At 53.9% G+C, this 18,951-nt stretch carries 13 protein-coding genes and 2 pseudogenes; 7 read left to right on the top strand and 8 right to left on the bottom strand.

The features are described 5' to 3' along the window. From GEU01_RS14845 to GEU01_RS14830, 4 genes are all read right to left on the bottom strand, one after another. Positions 1-629: IS1380 family transposase (locus GEU01_RS14845; protein ID WP_019086699.1), on the bottom strand; the 629-nt coding region annotated here is incomplete at its 3' end. A gap of 71 nt (positions 630-700) precedes the next feature. Then, the gene (locus tag GEU01_RS22900) at positions 701-1,531 is read right to left on the bottom strand and encodes a restriction endonuclease subunit S (protein ID WP_081499980.1); all 831 of its coding nucleotides are present in this window, start codon (positions 1,529-1,531) and stop codon (positions 701-703) included. After that, positions 1,521-3,047, bottom strand: coding sequence for a type I restriction-modification system subunit M (locus GEU01_RS14835; RefSeq protein WP_019086697.1), 1,527 nt, complete (start codon positions 3,045-3,047; stop codon positions 1,521-1,523). The genes GEU01_RS22900 and GEU01_RS14835 overlap by 11 nt, the downstream gene beginning before the upstream one ends. 33 nt (positions 3,048-3,080) lie before the next feature. Further along, positions 3,081-3,662, bottom strand: a complete 582-nt coding sequence (locus GEU01_RS14830) for a restriction endonuclease subunit S domain-containing protein (RefSeq protein WP_026018769.1) — start codon at positions 3,660-3,662, stop codon at positions 3,081-3,083. A 304-nt stretch (positions 3,663-3,966) separates the two neighbouring features. Here GEU01_RS14830 and GEU01_RS25800 point away from each other — a divergent pair, with 304 nt between their 5' ends. Next, positions 3,967-5,202: a hypothetical protein gene (locus tag GEU01_RS25800; RefSeq protein ID WP_157212861.1), complete on the top strand. Its 1,236-nt coding sequence runs from the start codon at positions 3,967-3,969 to the stop codon at positions 5,200-5,202. Positions 5,203-5,564: 362 nt separating this feature from the next. Here the strand turns inward: GEU01_RS25800 and GEU01_RS14825 are convergent, their stop codons facing one another. The 4 genes from GEU01_RS14825 to GEU01_RS14810 all read right to left on the bottom strand — a co-directional run bounded on the left by GEU01_RS14825 (position 5,565) and on the right by GEU01_RS14810 (position 11,899). Further along, the gene (locus GEU01_RS14825) at positions 5,565-6,758 is read right to left on the bottom strand and encodes a Fic family protein (RefSeq protein WP_019086695.1); all 1,194 of its coding nucleotides are present in this window, start codon (positions 6,756-6,758) and stop codon (positions 5,565-5,567) included. Between the two features lie 410 nt (positions 6,759-7,168). Next, a complete protein-coding gene (locus GEU01_RS14820) occupies positions 7,169-9,178 on the bottom strand; it encodes a DUF262 domain-containing protein (protein WP_019086694.1) in 2,010 nt (669 codons plus the stop codon). Further along, positions 9,165-10,658, bottom strand: a complete 1,494-nt coding sequence (locus GEU01_RS14815; RefSeq protein ID WP_232272558.1) for a DUF262 domain-containing protein — start codon at positions 10,656-10,658, stop codon at positions 9,165-9,167. The genes GEU01_RS14820 and GEU01_RS14815 overlap by 14 nt, the downstream gene beginning before the upstream one ends. A gap of 347 nt (positions 10,659-11,005) precedes the next feature. Next, positions 11,006-11,899: an FRG domain-containing protein gene (locus tag GEU01_RS14810; protein WP_019086691.1), complete on the bottom strand. Its 894-nt coding sequence runs from the start codon at positions 11,897-11,899 to the stop codon at positions 11,006-11,008. A gap of 272 nt (positions 11,900-12,171) precedes the next feature. Here GEU01_RS14810 and GEU01_RS14805 point away from each other — a divergent pair, with 272 nt between their 5' ends. From GEU01_RS14805 to GEU01_RS26910, 6 genes and pseudogenes are all read left to right on the top strand, one after another. After that, positions 12,172-13,281 carry a metallophosphoesterase family protein gene (locus tag GEU01_RS14805; RefSeq protein ID WP_010517480.1) on the top strand — a complete coding sequence of 370 codons (1,110 nt, stop codon included), beginning with the start codon at positions 12,172-12,174 and terminating at the stop codon, positions 13,279-13,281. Then, positions 13,278-15,899, top strand: a complete 2,622-nt coding sequence (locus tag GEU01_RS14800; protein ID WP_019086690.1) for an AAA family ATPase — start codon at positions 13,278-13,280, stop codon at positions 15,897-15,899. The genes GEU01_RS14805 and GEU01_RS14800 overlap by 4 nt, the downstream gene beginning before the upstream one ends. 123 nt (positions 15,900-16,022) lie before the next feature. After that, positions 16,023-17,237 carry a DUF4297 family anti-phage-associated protein gene (locus tag GEU01_RS14795; protein ID WP_026018766.1) on the top strand — a complete coding sequence of 405 codons (1,215 nt, stop codon included), beginning with the start codon at positions 16,023-16,025 and terminating at the stop codon, positions 17,235-17,237. A 9-nt stretch (positions 17,238-17,246) separates the two neighbouring features. After that, complete coding sequence (locus GEU01_RS22895) at positions 17,247-18,332, top strand: ATP-binding protein (protein WP_019086688.1); 1,086 nt, start codon at positions 17,247-17,249, stop codon at positions 18,330-18,332. After that, positions 18,311-18,529: pseudogene (locus GEU01_RS27570) on the top strand (DUF4158 domain-containing protein); the annotation flags it as partial. The gene GEU01_RS22895 and the pseudogene GEU01_RS27570, both read left to right, overlap by 22 nt. Before the next feature lie 115 nt (positions 18,530-18,644). Beyond that, positions 18,645-18,951: pseudogene (locus tag GEU01_RS26910) on the top strand (IS21 family transposase); the annotation flags it as partial.

The following is an 18,951-nucleotide window of genomic DNA, read 5'->3' as shown; positions in this document are numbered from 1 at the left end:
CGAATTTCCTGTCCGGACGGGGTCTTGCCCGGGCGGATGATAATGGCAACCGGCCTCGACGTGGCGGCATCGTAAACATGGATCGGCATAAAGCACCGCTCGTCATGATGCGCGTTGAACAGGGCGAGTTGCTGATGACCGTGCACCACATCGACCGTATCGTCGATGTCGAGCGTCACCGCGGCGGGTGGCCGGGCGTAGCTGTCGCACCATGTATCGACCAGGGCATAGGTCAGGCGAATGACCTCGCGCAAAGTCGGGGCGTTCTCCCAACGCGAGATCGTGGGTTGCGAGCACAGATCCCGACCCGTATCGGGCAGTCGTCCGCAGGCGAGCTTGAAACCCGGATCGCACCGCAGGTGATCGAGGTCGTCGGCGTCCTCGTAGCCGCAGGCAATGGCCAGCATACGGGCGCGCAGAATATCGGCCACCCCGTGTGTCACCCGTCGCGGATTGCGTGGATCGGCTATGAGCCGGGCGAGGCGATCGGCCATGCCGATCCGCCGCTCGGCGGCAGCCAGCAACAGGACACCACCATCCGAGGTGATCCGGCCACCATCAAAATCAGCCGTGATTTTCTTGTGTCGGATGGCTGGAAACAGGAACGGCTGGCTCGTATCGTCGGACATGGCGGGTGTGGCTCGGCGTGATCGGAGAAACGGATGGCTTTGACACCCAATTCGTAAACCCAATCAAAAGCTTAGGCGATACCCGCCGCCCAGTCTCGACCGCCCCCGTGAATAAGATGGGCTAAATCACTAATATGTTCTGATGTACTACGAATTTTAGAACTTTTAAGATCCGATATGGCTACCCACCTATTTTCAGTAGTTTTGTCTATATCCCAATAAGCCATGTTGGAACGGGCTGGAGTTCCTCCTATTTTAAGGGTGAAAAGATCTGAAAAGGTTTTTGTTACCCACTCCCCCGTGAACCCCGGCAGGCGTTTTTTGCCTGTGAGGAGTTGCTGCATGAGGGCTTTTTTCTGCTGCTGGCTGTTGGCCAGAAGCTTCTCCGTAACCTCAATCGCATGATCCCACGTCGAGAGGATCGTTGCGATCTTCTTCTGTTCGGGGAGAGGGGGGGTAAGAATTTCTAGGGGTTTGAGTGTCTGAAGGTTGATATTTTTTTGTGCATTTTGGGGAGCATAATTTTCAAGAGCTGTTTTTTGAGTGCCGAGAAAAATTCTTAGCCAATATGTATCAGCTTTGTTTTTCCTAGCAATAATACCAACCAAACTGTCTGGGCAGGCAAGATCAAATGACGCAATTGCTGTGTCACCAATATTTGCAGCTATCGTCATCAGAATCGTTCCTTTGGGAAATATTCTGCTGACGGATAGGCCCTCTTTGTTGAGAGTCTGAGAATAATTTTTTACATAGATAGAAGAATTCGTAACGTCTCCAGTTTGTACGAATGGAATGTTCCCACCAAAGAATTTTGGATCATTTCTTGGGCGCGCAGAAAATTTTCCCCGCTCAACTGTAGCTAGATCGTCTAGTCGACATAAACTCCACCCATCAGGAAGCATAACCCAGCTCCTTCAGATAAGCGTCCATCTGTGCTTCCAGCTTCGCCAGTTCTGCCTTGATCTCCGCCCGTTTCTTGCGCACTGCAACGAGGTCGATTTCTTCTGCCTCCTCAAACGTATCGACATAACGCGGAATGTTCAGGTTGTAGTCGTTTTCCTTGATCTCGTCCGGCGTGGCGAGGTGAGCGTATTTGTCCACGTCCTTGCGGGCACGGTAGGTGTCCACAATCTTGGTAATGTTCTCTTCGGTCAGCACGTTCTGGTTCTTGCCTGCCTTGAACTCTCGGCTGGCATCAATGAACAGCACGTCCTTCGTCTTGCGGTCCTTGCGGAAAATCAGGATGGCGGCTGGAATCCCCGTGCCGAAGAACAGCTTTTCCGGCAGGCCGATCACGGCATCCAGCAGGTTTTCCTCAATCAGCTTCTGGCGGATTTTCCCTTCCGAACTGCTACGGAACAGCACGCCATGCGGCACCACCACGCCCATGCGGCCGGTGCGTTCCTTAACAGTGGCAAGCATGTGCAGGATGAAGGCATAATCGCCCTTGGTCTTGGGTGGCACGCCACGTGCAAAACGATGATGGACGTCGTCCGCTGCCTCGTCATGGCCCCATTTGTCGAGACTGAAGGGCGGGTTGGCTGTCACCACGTCAAAGCGCATCAGGTGGTTCTTGCCATCCAGCAGTTTGGGGCTGCGAATGGTGTCGCCCCATTCAATGCGGTGGTTGTCCTCGCCATGCAGGAACATGTTCATCTTGGCAAAGGACCAGGTGGAGCCAATGGCCTCCTGCCCATACAGGGCGTAATCCCGGCTGCCCTTGTGGTGCAGCGTGACCTGTCTGCCGCATTTCATCAGCAAGGAGGCGGAGCCACAGGCAGGGTCGCATATGCTCTCACCCGGTTGCGGGTTCAGCAGGCGGGCCATCAGTTCACTGACTTCCGGCGGGGTATAGAATTCGCCCGCCTTCTGGCCACCGCTGGCGGCAAAATGCTTGATCAGGTACTCATAACCATTGCCGATCACATCCAGATTGCCCACGCGGGACGGGCGCAGGTTCAGTTCCGGCTTGGCAAAGTCCTCCAGCAGGTGGCGCAGAATGGTGTTCTTCTGCTTCTCGTCGCCCAGTTTGTCGGAATTGAAGCTGATATCCTGGAAGACGCTCTTGCCTGCATCCTTCAGCTTGGTGCCGTTGGCTTCCTCAATGGCATGCAGGGCCTTGTCAATTCGCTCACCATTGCCGGGGGCGTTGCGTTCCTTATAGAGCGTATAAAAATCGGTGCCTTTGGGCAGGACAAAGCGCTCCTGCGCCATCATGGCTTCAATCAGTTCGGGATTGTCGCCGTATTGCTTTTTATAATTGTCATAATGATCCTGCCACACATCGGAGATGTATTTCAGGAACAGCATCGTCAGCAGGTAATCGCGATATGTATCGGGGCTGACTGTGCCACGGAACGTATCGCAAGCGCTCCATAGCGTCCGGTTGATGGTGTCCTGGCTGATCTGTTCGGTCACGGTAATATCCTGTCTGTAAATCGCAAGAGTGGATCAGTGGGCCATAAGGTCGCGGGCAAGGCCGGTCATGATCTGCTGGTTGCCCTGCATCAACTGGTGCAGCAGTTGCGCTTCGCGCCGCATGGCCTGTGCTAGCCCAGTAATCTGCCGCTGACGGGGCAAGGTCGGGATGGCGATGGGAATGGTGTCGAGAACGGTTCGGGAGACATTACGCACAATGCCGGAACTCTGAGCCTGCTGTTCCAGATGGCGCTGTGCCGGTTCCTGGTTGAGCCACCATGCCACATAGGCGGGCAGCACATCGGGCTTGCGTAGGCGCAGGACAAAAAAGTGCGGTGCGGCAACGGCCTGGATGTCCCCAATGGTTTCGTCAACCAGTGTGGCGCAGGACAGGTTGCCGCGTGTAGGGAACAGGATATCGCCGGGTTTCAGCCAGTCCGGTTCGCGCCTGCCCGGCAGTTTCGTGCGGGCACAACTGGGCCAGTCTATGCCATCCGTGCTGGAGGTATCGCGCATCTGCACTACGGCTGTTGTCGCGCCGGGAATTGGCTTGATTCCTGTTCGGAATGGGTAACCCAGCGAAACTTCGGCTATTGCACACAGGGTGTTTTTCATGCACCATCTCCTTAGGTGCAAGGAAAGCATACGAGAATTGGCACGTCAATATAATCTACCATACACCAATGGGTTTGGAACAAAAGGGTAGTAGGAACAAGATTCCTTCTTCATAATGTCCTTGTCTTAGATTCATGGTGGTGGTTCATGCTTTAACTAAGGCATCAGCAGCGCTAGGATATACTACGATACCTGTCATGGAAGCATACGTTCCTTGCTTTTTCATGTAGTTGACATTTTCGAGAAGGAAATTATAAAAATTTGGTTTATATTATAATAAATTTAAAATTGGCAAATTATACTTATGAATTACAGAGATTTCACATCGGATTTTGATTTTAACCAAGATTATTTCGAGATTATACATCTTGTAGGAGAGAAGAGATATCTTGAAATACTTAACGGCATCAGAAAGAAACTGAATGCTAAAGTATACGTTACTCCTGCGGAGGATCTACTATTTTTCTTGGAACTAGGTTTGTTTAATATCGAAATTAATAGAGTTCGGAGTTCTAGTAAAAAGGCACGTATTCTTCCCCTATGGCACGAAGCAAGTGATTTAGTAATAGGGTTAGGTCAAACACTTAGGAAGTTATCTCCCGGGGCTAGGGAACGTTTAAAAGGGCAATTCATTGGCGGTCTTCGTAAAGGTGGTCTCAGACCTTTGCATCATGAATTGCGTACAGCTAATCGGTTATGTCGGCTAGGTGCGGACGTGAGATTCAATGATTTAGAAACAGGCACGGGGGTGGACTTTATTACCATCCAGTCTCAACAAGAGTGGGAGGTTGAGGCTAAATCTATAAGTATTTTTACAGGTCAAAGAATTTCGCCTCTCGATGCCGATAAATGTTTTGATTACATCAGACGAAAAACTCGTGGACTATCGGACCGCAGCCGAACGCCGATTATTGATATTGTAGTTCCGAAGGCACTTTCAATGTGCGGTGCCGATTTGCTAGAGATAGCGCGAAGTTGTACCGAAGTATGTCAGTCTGGAATAAAAAAAATTCTTGATAATGGGGTATCTATTTCACTTTCAGAAACATTAACCGATGATAAATTAGAAAACTTCAAAAAAGATTATATTAATTCCACATTTCGTGAAAGAATGTATATATATATACCACCGGATCGACCGAACTTAATAGTTCGTCTAAAATCTTTAAGTCCTCCCAAGTTTTTTCAACGTCTTACAGCGACGATAAGCGATTCCGCAAAAACACAGTTCACAGGAGCGCGACCTGGAGTTATCGTAGTAAATATTGAGCATATTAGCTCAGACTTTTTTCAGTCCTTAACACCTTCAGCTGGTTCACAAGTCCTTGCTTCGTTAGCTAACGCGGTCTTTCGTTCGCATAAGCGAGCGCATATTCGGCAGCTGATTTTCACAGGTGGGGCTTCACAAAAACAACTTGGCATTAGGCAATACAGTACCAATAACATGTGCGTCTTCAACTCTCCTATGGAATCAAATTGGCCCAATGCACTTTTTCCTGGTGGCCATGTGAGAAGTAGTTCCCAATTTTCGGATAGGTGATTAAGCTATATCCGGTTGATATCATGCCGCCATCCTGACCAGCAGCGCCGTCAGAATGGCGGCATAACGACAAACGGGTATAGCTTATCAAGCTCACAAAACTGTCCGAACGGACGGATCCACCTCTGGCGTTCAACGCCAATCAGGATTTCCTGAGCCATATTTACCTCCCAAACGACGTCAATAACGACGTCGTTAACGACGGTAAGTTACCAGTCACAATCCTCAGGCATAAGGCGGCCTCAAGCGGCCGATTACGAATAAGGGCTATATGTCGGTTTTTGTCGGGAAGCCTGAATGGGACAGACTTCCAGCCATTTCTATTGAAGCTGTCAAAACGGATCTTGTGCAGCGAGGCCCTTTTATGACGGCGGGTCTGGTAGTGCCGGTTCTTCCCCGAAGGGCCGATTGAGGATCGTGAGCACGTCTTCAGCGGCATAGATCCGGTTGCGGGCATAGCCGGTACGTTCGGTCAAAATCCCGACCTGGCAGAGTTGGGCGAGGGCCGTCTGGGCAGCCGGGGGCGTGATGTCCAGCAGATGGCCAAGGCGGCTGGCTGTCAGGACGGGATAATCGGTCAGCAGGTCCAGCGCGCGCAGCGCAGTCGAGCCCTTGCGGAAAGCCCGGCGCTGCTGCCATGTGGCCTTCAGGGCCTGGGTTGCCTGCCGGGTGACCTGCACTTCGGTAACGGTCCGGATGATGGCGTCTGACAGGAACCCGATCAGGGGCGGCCAGTCGAGCCGCTGCTGGGCCCGTTTGAGCGCCGCGTAATAGTCCTGTCTGTGGGCCTCGATATACGGGGAAAGATAGAGGGGGATCTGGCCGTCAGCGGCCATCATCAGCGGAAGCAGCAGGCGGCCAACCCGGCCATTGCCATCGCTGAACGGATGCACGGCCTCGAAATGGGCATGGGCGATGGCCAGCCGGGTGATGAGGGACTGGGTCATCTGCTGCATCCCGTCAGCCCGCATGTAGTCCAGGGTGGCCTCCAGACAGGCTGCCACCTGGTCGGGCGGGGGCGGGTTATAGGTCGAATAGGCGATATGCCCTGTCCCGCCGATCCAGACCACGTTCCGGCGCAGGGTGCCCGGTGTCCCGCGATAGGCCGGGTCATGCTGCATGACAGCCTGATGGAGCGCCAGCACGGTGGGCAGGCGGAAGAGGGCCGGGCCTTCGCTAGAGGCCTGTGGCAGGAACTGTTCCAAGGTTCGCGCATAGTCGCGGACCTGCCGGGTGGCATGGGAAGCGTCCTGGTCGTCTTCATCGACCACCAGCAGCTCATTGAGGGTGCTGTGGGTGCCTTCCAGGGCGGAACTGCTCAGGGCTTCCTGACGGCTCAGGACGCGGCTGATCAGGTACGGATCAGGCAGGGCGCGGGCGAGGGCGGCGATTTCACCCAGGGCGGACAGGGCCTGCCCATGGCGGGCGGCAGCATCGCCCAGCATAACGCCCGCTTCAGGCGGCGACGGGGGCACGACCCCGTAATGCTGGGCATAGGGGGCGGGTAGCCGCTGCAGACATTCCCGGATCCCGCCGGCCAGATCCTCACGCTTCATCCTGCCTAACCTTTTCCTGAGACCGGATTTTCCTAACATGATTAATCTTTTTGTTAAAACCTTAATCATGTCTGTCAGGAGTGGCCCTTGCACAAGGTTCTGCCACGTTGTGCGGGCGGCCACAGATGATGTGGACAAAAAAAGTTCTCCCCACCCCAAACCTGTCCGGTAATATGGATTATCGGACAGGCTGTTAACGCCCTCATGTCAGTCATTAGAGGAGTTATTCGGGCTTTCGGAAAACGGACTGTCTATCGTGCACGAGAGTGGGCCGGAACGGGCTGTGCCCGTCGTATGTTTTTGAACATCGGAGCGGAGCGGCCTTGATGGGGCGTAATTACCGCAGAGCATGAAACACGCACAGGAAAGGGCAGCCTAGCGGCGCGTTTACAGACAGAGCTCCAAGATGGTTAAATATCTTCTCGGTAATAATTCTCCAGATATTTGATCATGCTCTCTCGGTGCCGTTCCATCACTTCATCATTCCATTGTGCATTTTGGTAAATAAGGTCCATTTTCAGAGATTCAATACGTCCATGTTTTTTGATATTCTCGAATTTTATCTTCTTTTCATTGAATGGTCTGTTACTGTATTCCGAATTAATTCCCCCTGACAACAGAACTAGGTTGCCGAAATCATCCCTGTTATCAGGACTGATAATATTATAGTCCGTAGGCTGGGGTTGCTGCGGCGAGATATGTTCTACGGAGTTCTTGGCTGTAAAGCGGAAATTCTTCCACTCTTCTTGTGCGTCACTTCGTTGGGCACTGTGCCACAATACAAAATCTAGCTTGTAAAACCAGTAATGACGAAAATGCACCCCATGCCTGCCACGAAGATAATCTGCGAAATCTGTTAACGGTCCGTTGCGCCAAGGGTGCTCCATAAATGAGCGAGTGCGCTTTACAAGCGGTTCGTCCGTTTCCTCACCTAGCAGATAATTATCCAGATGCCGCAGATATTTTAAGTAGTAATCAGAGGAATAGTTTTGGTTTTTATATACATAATATAAATAGGGAGTCATCCAATACTGCGTTGTATTTTCCTGTGTATGATACAGCATGCTTTGCAATAGAGACAGTTCTGCATTTTCTTGATAATTAATGCTTCTTGTCAGATTGCGTGTTGTTTTTTCACCGGAAACGGACATCTTACAGAGCATATGGATACGGTCCGGCCTATTCTCGGACCTGATTTCAGCCTCAGCCCATTTTATGATTGTGGCATCCCATAGAACTCGGATCGTCCAGACAAGATCGACAAACCCTTTGGCATCCTGTTCCTGTTCCTGCGGCGTTTCCGAAGAGAAAAAGAATTCTTCAAATATCTTCGTTAGGTCACGATCCAGTATCCTGTCCAGATCCTTACGGCTATTTTCATAAAGCCATATCCTCAGGACATGCAGCAGGAAAAGGGGAAAACCGATGATGCTGTCTGCCCAGTGATCGTCACCCTCGACCTGTTCCTTCTGCATGGTCTTCTCGTGATCCGCGTCGGCAATCTGCGCCAGGCTGCGGTAACCCGACAGGGAGTCATCGGTTTCCTGTAATGCTTCTTGTCGGGCGAGAAGGTCACGCACGGATGGAGCGCAGGCCAGTTTTTGCTGCGTGTACAGCGTCGCCAAGGCGGATCCGGACAGTTTGTCGCGCCCCTGACGTAAAGTCTGGTCCACAAAGCCTTTCATGTCAGCGCATGCATCCCATAACGCTGCATAACGCTGGCGCTCTTCGGCGGGAATGGCATGCAGGAGCCGCGCCTTGAGGATTTCATGATGCTGAAGTTGAACGCCGCGAGCATTGATTACTTCAAACAGCTTGTTCAGATCCATCCGCCGAGGGACTTCCGTACGGACAAAGCGGACATTTTCGTAAACATAACGGGCTATTTTTCCTATTCCGGCTTCATCCAGAGCCCGTTTTTCACGGAAGCCCGTCATGATTTGCCGGCCATTCTGCATGAACTGTGTGTCTGGAACAGTGGTTAACGCATCCTGCGCGTCCTTAAGCATTGCCTCGAAATAGCGATTGACATCGGGCCGCACCGAGAAAGTCAGGCGGGATGTGAAGCCACCGTTCCGCTCGACCCTACCAAAGGTGGAAAGTTCCCTTCTCCAGCCCGGTGACTGGCTGAGCAGAAACAACGTCGTAAAACGCTGCTGCCCGTCAATAAGGTCAAAAGTACGCCGCTTTGCCCTGCGTTCCTCCTCGGTCGTTGTTTCGACAACCAGAATTCCTCCGAGGAAGAACTGCGCGTCCTGCCGTTCGCAGGCATTGGCAATATCGTTCAGAAGGGTCGAAATCTGTTCGTCACTCCATACATACAGACGCTGGTACAGTGGCACATTAAAAAACCAGGCCTCGGTGGGGTCATGATCTACAATGCTCTTAAGTGTACACCACTCGGACTTAACGTTCTGCATACAATGTCTCTATCTTAGCTTCGACCCACGCCTCTTTTTCTGCCAGAGAGGTCGTCTCTTTTCCGAAGAACTTCAGCACCGCTTTTTTGTATCGTCCCTTGACCGTGCTGCTGACCGGTGTCTGATCCTGACGATAGGTTTCCCGGCAGGACTCGGCCTGGCTTTTCAGGTATATGTTCACCTGGCGGGGGTGGCTGGCCTGCGTTATCACATCCAGCAGATTGAGTTCGTCACCCTGAAGATCCGAGAAAAATTTCTGAGCTGTCTCTTTCGCAATCCTGTCATGGGAAAGACGGATTTCTCCAAAAAGAAACTCCAGCCTCAGAGCAAATTCACCCAAGGATTCCTCGCCAAATTGGTCGACATACATCAGGGAAGCCAACTGAAAAATTTCAATAATATATTTCTGATTTTTTAGAATTAGGTCATAAAATGTCTGTCTGAAATGTGTGTATCTGTCAGATTGATCCACGAAAATATTCTGGTACAATTTGGCATATTTGTCAGCATAGAGAAAAAATCCGACTCCCCGCTGGATGGGTTGCCTGAGAGTGAAAGGAAGCTGCCCTACATCCATTCCCAGCGTGATTTGGTTGCCGTGCAGGATCATTCCTCCCTGTTCGGACAGGGCCAGGCTCCTCGCTAGGATGTTTGTGCGAGACTGGTAGAGCGCGACCGTGTCCGGTCCCTGTTCCGCATGCCATGTCTGCTTCTGGAATTCATCGAGCAGACGGGTCTGGTCAGGGAGCGGTCGTTTGTTTGCCTGCCACCGTCGTGCCCGCCATAAAAACAGTTCAAACAGGCGGGGAGCGAAATCCACGCCATCCTTCTGTCCATCCGGCCGTTTTTCCGTTTCCTTCTGCATGATCTCCCACCGTTTTGCACAATGGTCTTGCAAACCGTGGATCAGACTCTTCTGGCTTTCCTGCGGTCTGCTGCCCGAACACTGTGCGATAGCGCGCAGATGGAAGGCCTTGAGAAGATCAGTCGTCTCAAGCCGTACGCCCCGACTGTTCTGTGTATCGAAAAACGAAAAAGCCATGTCCACGTCGGAAACAATAATGACCGTAAAATGAATCTTTCCGAAAATGCATGGTTTTATACTGCTTGGCGTGGTTTTCAGCAGACGAAGGGCAGCGGAAATGGCGCCTGCGGATGCGCGGGAATATCGCAGGTCTTGGCCTGCGGGAAAATATCCGACCGCATGCTGATAGAGCAGGCACAGCGCCGTCATGCGCTGCTGGCCATCTATGATGAACCGTTTCCTTTTTTCTGCGCATTCATGTAGCAGGAGCGTGCCCATATAATAGGGGACATCGGGTGTCGGGGCATGCGCGTAGGCTACCAGGTCATCGTGCAGGATGGACACCTGCTCTTCGGACCAGACGAAACCGCGCTGGTACGTATCCAAGGCCAGTGGAAATGAAGAGTCTTCAAGAATATTTGCAAAGCTGAGGATATGTACCGATGGGTAAATCATTATACAGGGCCGTGCTGCCGAACATATCCATAACATTAATCATAGAACAGCATACCGGACAAGTTTCCTTTTTCTGAATTAGTTACATAAACATTTTCAAATGAATATATATAAATAAGAATTATTAAAAATTTTATTATCGATACCGGACTCTCTGTTCTCGCCCTCAACGCGGACATAGGACACAAAACCAGTATTTTCGTAAGCGGACATGACTTAAATCACAGTAGATTATCCGGCCTAGACCGGTTGTGGAATGCTCGCCTCGGAGCGCATTATTGGGCACAACTCCCGTTTGCTTTGGTGGGATTAGCAGTGGCTCGCGATCAACTTCTTACGAAATGAGTCTATTTGGAAGAGCGCCGCAATACCTTCGTTGCCGCGTCGCGAGAGGACAATGTCCCCGTGATGTAACGTGCGGCGCGCTCGATATCCGGGAACATAGTCTTTTCATTGATGCCGAGCTTATCGAGTTCCTTGAGAATATCCCCCTTAACGCTGGCAGGGATGACGATATGCCCCACTTTAATCCTGTCAACAGAGTCTGACTTGATTTCTTCGTCCAAGCCGAAGGCAAAAAATGCCCCCGCCTGTGCGAGAATGCGCTTATTGTTCTGCTTCGGCTTCACTAGGATGATAGAATCCAGATCAGTAGGCTCGATCTCATCGAGAAAGCCGCTCTTTTCCTGCCTAACGAAATGAAGCAGCCTTTTGATGGGCGTACTTTCATTGAACTCCCCCAGCTCCAACTCCGTGTTTATCTTGCTCTTATAGGCCCAAGAGAGTCGCGCGAGGTTTGTGAGGCAGCTTACGGTATCGCTGTCGAAGTATCGCACCCGTCGTTTGAAGACACGGAGCATGACAACGTGCCCGTCCATATCCTTCCGCATAGTCTTGCCATTTGAAGTAGGAACACGTTTCTTAACCGTATCGCAGGCAAAATAGAGTGCTACCAGTGGATTCATTGTCACATCAAGTAATCGCGTAGGCAGCGAGAAATGCTGCATTCTGACCAACATCTCCAGCGCGCTCGTATCTCGGTCGAAATCCTCAGGATGAGCGGCGATGAGTTCGCGCAACAGGATATGCTCATTTTCGCGCGTGGCCGCCTTGCGGAAAATGGACGGGGTCAGTTTGAAATCAGTGCTGCCATGACCCCGATAAGTTACGACCACATTTTCCTTGACTGGCCGGTCAAGGATGATCCCGACGAAATCCGTGACCGATTTGATAGGATTCATGCTTCCCCCTGCTACGGAGATTATCATGACGCTATCCCGTAATTTTGCGCAAGGCGGCATATGAACGATCGACTGGTCTCGATATCCCTGAATGGTGCTTCGAACGACCGATTAGGAGGCATGGCTGTCGGCAACCTCACTTAAGTTATACGATTTTGTTGATGGGATCGACATCCTCGACCGTTCGTGGCCCCGATAATTGGCCACAGGAGGCCTCAGCCAAGTTGACTCCTGGCAGGAACGCTGATCTGTGTTGATAAAGGGGAGGTAGCTTGAAATTTATCCATTCTGCTGATTGGCAACTCGGCAAACCATATGGCCGCTTCGAGCCTGAAGTCCGGGCTGGCCTTACCGAGGCGCGGTTTGAGGCAATCGATACACTTGGACGTGCAGCGGCCGAACAGCGGGCGCAGCACGTCGTTGTTGCCGGTGACATCTTCGACACCGAAGGGCCCGAAGACCGAACAATCGTCCAGGCCATATCCCGGATGAGCCGTCATGACTGTCGCTGGTGGCTGCTTCCCGGCAACCATGATTTCGCGCGCAATGGAGGCTTATGGGATCGCGTCCATCAGCGGGCGAGCGAGAATATCGTCATCTTGTCGACACCCGAGCCCGTCGAGATGAACCCCGGCATCTGGCTGCTGCCTGCGCCGCTTGAGCATCGCCATAATCTCGAAGATCCCACCGCCCGTTTCGACGCCATGGAGACGCCCGGCGCGACTCTGCGTATCGGCCTCGCGCATGGTTCGATCCGCGACTTTGGCTCACAAGGCGAAACGAAGAATCAAATCGCGCCTGACCGTGCACGGCGATCACATCTCGACTATCTGGCGTTGGGCGACTGGCATGGAGCGCTTCGCGTCGACGGTCGCACGTGGTATGCTGGCACGCCCGAAGTCGATCGCTTTCAGCGGGATGATCCCGGGCAGGCCCTGATCGTCGAGCTTTCGGCTGGTGCAGAGCCGTCCGTGACACCGTTCCGTACTGGCCGTTTCCAATGGCTCTTACGGGATTGGATGGTCAGCGACCTGGCGGCATTCGATGCCGAGTGCGAATTGCTCCTCGGCGCGATTGACGCACCCAGTACGCTCGTACGCCTGACCCTTGCGGGGATCACCAGCCTTGGCGACCGAATTGGCATGCTGGCGCGTCTCGAAAACGATATCGGTCATCAGTTGCGCTATCTTGACGTGCGCGCGGACGATCTTGTCGGTCGACCGAGCGAGGAGGACATTGAGAACTTGGCTGTGGAGGGCATGCTCGGGGCGGCAGCAGCGATGCTTAAAACTAGGATCGAAGGCGGCGGCGAAGAAGGGGCAGTGGCGAAGCGAGCCCTCGAACGCCTTTTCGTCGAGTATAGCCGGGAGGAACCGGCATGAGCCTCGTCATTCGCCGCATTGCGGTCGAGAATTTCCGTAAGTTTCGCGCGCCCGTCGTGATCGACGGTCTCACCGACGGCCTTAACGTCGTCATCGAGCCTAATGAGACGGGCAAGTCGACGCTTCTTGAGGCCTTGCGCGCGGCATTTTTTGTCCGTTTCAACACGCGAAATCAGCTTGCCCAATCCTTCGCCCCCCATGGCGATGCAGTTGGTCCTGAGGTCGAGGTCGCTTTCGATGTTGATGGCGCGCGTTGGTCGGTAACCAAGCATTTTCTACGCAGTGCATCGGTCGAGGTCTCAGGGCCTCAGGGCCGTGCGCAAGGGGAAGAAGCCGAGGCGCGGTTGAATGCGTTGCTCGGTTCGGTTCGCGACACAAGCCGGGGCGGCGATGTTGCGACCTATGGCGCGCTCGGTTTGTTGTGGGTTGCCCAGACCGAGGCCTTGTCCGTAACCGCGCCTGCCCAGATCGTCCGCGACAGTGTCACCTCCACGCTCGAGGCGGAAGTCGGATCGATCATGGGCGGCGCTGCCTATCACCGCGTTAGGAATCGGGTCGAGGCTCAGTATGAACTTTACTGGACCCCGACGGGGCAGAAACGTGGCCGGCAAACCGCCGCGCGTGAACGGCTTGAGGCCGCCGAGACCACGGCGCGCGAAGCTGCGGATCGTTTGGCCATGCTGGAGCGTAGTTTCTCAGATGTCGAAGCGGCTCGCGCTCGCCTGAAGATCGTTCAGCGGGAGATGGCGGACAATACGGATGCGCAAACGCGTCAAGACCTGATTGCTTCGCTTGACGTTGCACGAGCTGCGGCTCAGATTCTTAGCACCCGTCGTGCAGAGCAGGAAGCGATCAATGGCAAGGTGACGGCGCTCGCGGACCTTCGGCAGCGGCACGATGACGCTACGCGGGCCCGGATGAAAGCGGAAGCCGCGCTGACCTTGGCAAGCGAGCGGCGCCTCGGGGTCGCCGACACATTCTCGGCCGCCAGGCAAAAGGTTGTAGATGCACGAACTGCGCTCGATGCCGCGCGCGCAGACCGTCAAGCCGCGCGAATGGCATTGGCGGAAGGCGAAGAGCAGATTCGACGGAGCCGTCGGTGCGCAGCGGTCAAGGCCGCGCGCCGGCGATATGCCGACCTTCTGAAGTTCGAAGAGCAACGCAGCACCGCGAAGGCGCTCTCCGATACGGCGATCGCCCCGAAAGTGCTGTCGTCGCTTGAAGCGCATGAGCGCGCCGTTGCGGAAGCACAGGCGGTGGTAAATGCTGGCGCGACCCGGATCACGTTGTCAGGCTCAGCAGATGGCATCACAATCGATGGCGTGCCAATGGCGCTCGGCACGAGCACCCTCGATCGCGAGGTCCATATCCGCTTCGGCGACGCCGAGCTTAAGATAGCGCCACCGGCGTCTGTCGCCAGTGCCGCAGAGTTCTTGGTGTCTGCGCTTCGTAAGCGGAAAGCTGCACTTGACGATCTCGGTGTGGTCGATCTTGCAGCCGCGAGAGTTCGCAACCAGACCGCCAGGGATGCCGCAGCGGACCTGCGAACCCTGGAGGCGCGCATCCAAGCCGCGACGCCGGCAGACGATGTCCTTCAGCTTGCCGCTGGATCCGCCGATCTCAAGCTGTTCATCGCAGAGCTTGGCGAGGAAGAGGCTGTAGGAGAGGAGGAACTTCCCGATATCGCGGTGCTCACTGAGGGGATGGAGACGGCCGATAGCGCCGTAGCCCGCGCCGAAGGGACCCAGGACAGCGCCATTGAGGCCCTTCGTCGCGCCGAGCAGGAGGAAGCGCCGCTTGCGATGGCAGAAGCCAGGGCTACGAGCGATGTCGCCAACGCCGTCAGCGCGCTCGAGGAGATCGAGCAGCGACCAGAATGGGCTACGCTTGCCGAAGATCTGGTCAAGGCTCGTGAGCAAGCTGCTGAAGCTTCGGTCAAGGTTGAAGATGCGTTTCGCGATGCCTCTGCGCACGACGTCGCGGCCATCAACCGCAAAATCGAATTGATCGATGCGAGAGTGCGCACGACCGTGGAGACCCGAACGCGCCTCGAGACCGATATAGCCCGCCTCGAAGGAACGATAGAGAGCGAGGGCGGGCTTGGCCTCGCGGATCGGGCAGCTGCGGCCTCTGAAGAAGTCGAGGCGGCTCGCCTTGCTCTTCAGCGCATCACCGATGAAGCGGAAACGCTAAAGGTGTTGAGGAGCACCCTCGACGCTGCCCGTAACGAGACGTCTGCGAAATTTGTCGGTCCTGTGGCCGCCCGGGCGAAGCGTTATATCGAGCGTCTGCTGCCTGGATGCGAGATCACGTTCTCGGAGGATCTCGGCCTCGAAAGCGTGAGCCGTGCGGGCATGGACGAACGCTGCGCGAGCCTGTCGCGAGGCACGCAAGAGCAGCTCGCCGTCCTCACGCGGATCGCTTTTGCCGATATGCTGTTGGAGCAGGGGAAGCCCGTGTCGCTGATCCTCGACGATCCGCTGGTCTACTCTGACGATGCCCGTCTCGACACGATGATCGAGATTCTGTCGGAGGCAGCGACCCGTATGCAGGTCGTTCTTCTCACCTGCCGCGATCGCGCCTTCAGACATGTTGCTGGCAATCGGATCGCGTTGTGACCATCACGTCGTCAATCGCCGATATGCTCTCGTAGAGGAACAGGAACGGGCAAAAAATGGAATTTCTATGGCGAATGAATGTGGACGTTACGCCCGCGCGGCGGATCACCACAGGAGTTAATCGTGGCTGATCGAAGCGCAGTTTCCACGATCGCCGGCTATTTCTATCAGTTCGATCGATCGATCCTCAGCATCCTAGGGCTGACCGGCACGAATGACTCTGTGGCGATCGAGTGCATTGAGGATATCGACGTCCACACAGCCACAGAAATGACCGCCGTTCAGTGCAAATATTATGAGAAATCCGAGTATAATCATTCAGTTATTAAGCCGGCCATCATGTTCATGCTCGCGCACTATAAAGCGGGTCTTACCGCCGGTCGGCCGGCGATTCATTACCAACTCAGCGGCCATTTTGCGTCCGGGCAGGACAAGCTGCTGCTTCCGTTCGATATTGCCTTCCTCAAAGCCAATTTTCTCACGACTGCGTCTAAAGAGAAGACAGTCCAGAAGCACGAAGAGTTGGGTGTCAGTGACGAGGAGCTTGAGGAGTTTTTGAAACTCCTTTCGATCGACGTGAATGCAGCGAAATTCAAGGATCAGTTTCAGGCCATTATCGAGCTTCTTGTCAAACAGTTTGACTGCTCGCCCTTCGCAGCTGAGTTTTTCTATTATAACAGCGCCCTGCGCGTCATCAAGGAGCTGGCGATCGAACCGGACGATGCATTGCGCGTCATTACGAGGGCAGCCTTCATAAGGCGAATAGATACGTCATCGTTTCTTTTTGACGAGTGGTTCATCGCCAAACTCGGTTTAGCCAAATATTATCGCGGACTTCGCAATGAGTTTTTCGCAGCGGGTGTCAATGTTTCCCCGGCCGACCGGCTTTTCATCATCCACCCGGCTGGTGATACTTACAGCCGGAATGCCGTGAAAACTCTTCTGAAGACCATCTCCCGGAAATACTCCAAACTGTCCAGGCGGGATGCAAAACCTTTCTCGCCATACGTTCTACTCGTCGGCATCGACGATAGTGAACTTACCGGCCTCAAGCAGGAACTGCACAATGAAGATGTTCACTTCGCCGACGGCTACGATTTCAAGGGCGCCCAGTTTGACGCCGCCTCGATCTCTCGATCGGCATCCCCCGACGCCGGGCCTACCTTGAGGCTATTCTGTAACCTGTCGGAGGCGCAGCGGACATTTTTGTCGTTCCAGCGCTCGCGCGAAATCTATGAATTTTATCGTAATGAGCCGGTCGAAGACTTTGGTGATGGTGCCATCAGTCACATCCGTTTCCAGGTTCCCAATTACGAAGATATCGACAAGATTATTTAGAGGGTGGATATGAGTAACGTGAAAGCGGAGGTCGTCGCTGTCTTTCCTAATAAGGTGAAGATCGTTGTCGACGACCTAGAGAATTTCAGGATCGCTGAGGAGTCGCTCCGCGTCGGCTCATATTTAAAAATCGCTGACAATGAGAACGCGGTACTGGTAGCCATCATTGAAAATTTTCAAATTCAGGCGCGTGATGACGGAAGTCAGGACTATGTGATCGAGGCTTTTCCACTCGGCGTTCTACGCGATCAGAAGTTTGAGCGCGGCGGCGACGCCCTTGCGATCCCGCCAAAGACGGTCCAGCCTGCGACGATCGATGATATCCGCCTGATCTATGGCAGTTGGTTGCCCGTGAAGGATTGTTTCTGCTTCTCGAGGCTTGCGACGAACAAAGAGGTCGAGGTGCCCGTTGACGGGAACAAATTCTTCAACAAGCACATCGCGGTGGTTGGGTCTACGGGCTCCGGCAAGTCCCACACCGTCGCAAAGATCGTCCAGAAAGCCGTCGGTGCTAAGGGCGATTATACGCTGAACAACTCGCATGTGATCATATTCGATATCCATTCGGAATACCATGCGGCCTTTCCGGAGGCGAATTTCATCGATAGCGCCAGTCTGGTTCTCCCCTACTGGATGCTGAGCGGCGAGGAATTGGAGGAGTTCTTCCTCGACACTGAGGCGAATGATCATAATCAGCGGAATGTCTTCAAGGATGCCGTGATCCAAAGCCGGAAGGCACATTTCAAGGGGGGCGATGAAGATAAGAACCGGATCCATCTGGACACGCCGCTCCAGTTCGACATTCGCGATGTTCTGGATCACGCCAACTATCGCAACACCGAGATGGTCGATACCGGAGACGTGTATGCTTCGAGCAACAAGGAAAAGGCAGGGCAGCCGAAGCTTACGCAGGGCAGTCTATATGGGCGGCTGACCAACTTCGTGAATCGTCTCGAGAGCAAGATTAACGATCGGCGCCTCGACTTTTTCCTTGGAGAGAAATCCAAGACGATCTCTTTCGAGGAAACGCTCCGATCCATCCCCTTCCGGACACATGAAGGAGACATCCGATCATGGCGCGGCGCCGTCTTCTGACCCGTGAAGCTCTCGCCCGACATTACGAGCCTTCTGTCGATGATCGCGAGATCACGAGACATTTTACACTCAGCCAGGATGACTTCGATCTGATCGCAACCCGCCGCGGAGAAACCTCCCGATTGGGTTTTGCGATGGTCATGCTCTACATGCGCTGGCCGGGACGGGTGCTGGAATCTGGTGAAACACCACCGGCTGTTAAGCGGCATGGAAAAGTGACCCCTTCGGAAGGGGGACAGGCAGCCAAAAACGACCCCTTTCTGAGAAACGGGTTCACGATGGCCTTCATGCTGAATGGAGGCCCGGTTTGGGATGCTTGTTGTGGAAACAATTGGAAAGATCCGTCGCGCGCATTTTGTCGAAGGAAAGGCGATCAAGGCGATCTGCCGGGACCTTGGGATATCGCGGCAGACGGTACGCAAGGTGATCCGGTCGGGACAGACGTCTTTTGACTATCACCGAGAACGACAGCCTCTTCCCCGGATTGGTCCATGGGAGGGAAGATTGTGCGCTCTTCTTGAGGAGAACGTGGCGCGTCCGGCCCGCGAACGGCTGAGCCTCATCCGTCTGTTCGAACTGCTGCGTGAGGAAGGATATGAAGGAAGCTATGATGCCGTAA

This window comes from Komagataeibacter europaeus LMG 18890 (genome assembly GCF_000285295.1).
GTDB classification, from domain to species: domain Bacteria; phylum Pseudomonadota; class Alphaproteobacteria; order Acetobacterales; family Acetobacteraceae; genus Komagataeibacter; species Komagataeibacter europaeus.
This window is presented reverse-complemented; position numbering and strand designations above follow the sequence as displayed.

Bases quoted from the DNA above. Each gene is read 5' to 3' on its own strand.
- GEU01_RS14825 (WP_019086695.1), bottom strand. From the start codon at position 6,758: ATGAAGCGTGAGGATCTGGCCGGCGGGATCCGGGAATGTCTGCAGCGG.
- GEU01_RS14810 (WP_019086691.1), bottom strand. From the start codon at position 11,899: ATGAATCCTATCAAATCGGTCACGGATTTCGTCGGGATCATCCTTGAC.
- GEU01_RS14800 (WP_019086690.1), top strand. From the start codon at position 13,278: ATGAGCCTCGTCATTCGCCGCATTGCGGTCGAGAATTTCCGTAAGTTT.
- GEU01_RS22895 (WP_019086688.1), top strand. From the start codon at position 17,247: ATGAGTAACGTGAAAGCGGAGGTCGTCGCTGTCTTTCCTAATAAGGTG.
- GEU01_RS14830 (WP_026018769.1), bottom strand. From the start codon at position 3,662: ATGAAAAACACCCTGTGTGCAATAGCCGAAGTTTCGCTGGGTTACCCA.
- GEU01_RS22900 (WP_081499980.1), bottom strand. From the start codon at position 1,531: ATGCTTCCTGATGGGTGGAGTTTATGTCGACTAGACGATCTAGCTACA.
- GEU01_RS14820 (WP_019086694.1), bottom strand. From the start codon at position 9,178: ATGCAGAACGTTAAGTCCGAGTGGTGTACACTTAAGAGCATTGTAGAT.
- GEU01_RS25800 (WP_157212861.1), top strand. From the start codon at position 3,967: ATGAATTACAGAGATTTCACATCGGATTTTGATTTTAACCAAGATTAT.
- GEU01_RS14815 (WP_232272558.1), bottom strand. From the start codon at position 10,658: ATGATTTACCCATCGGTACATATCCTCAGCTTTGCAAATATTCTTGAA.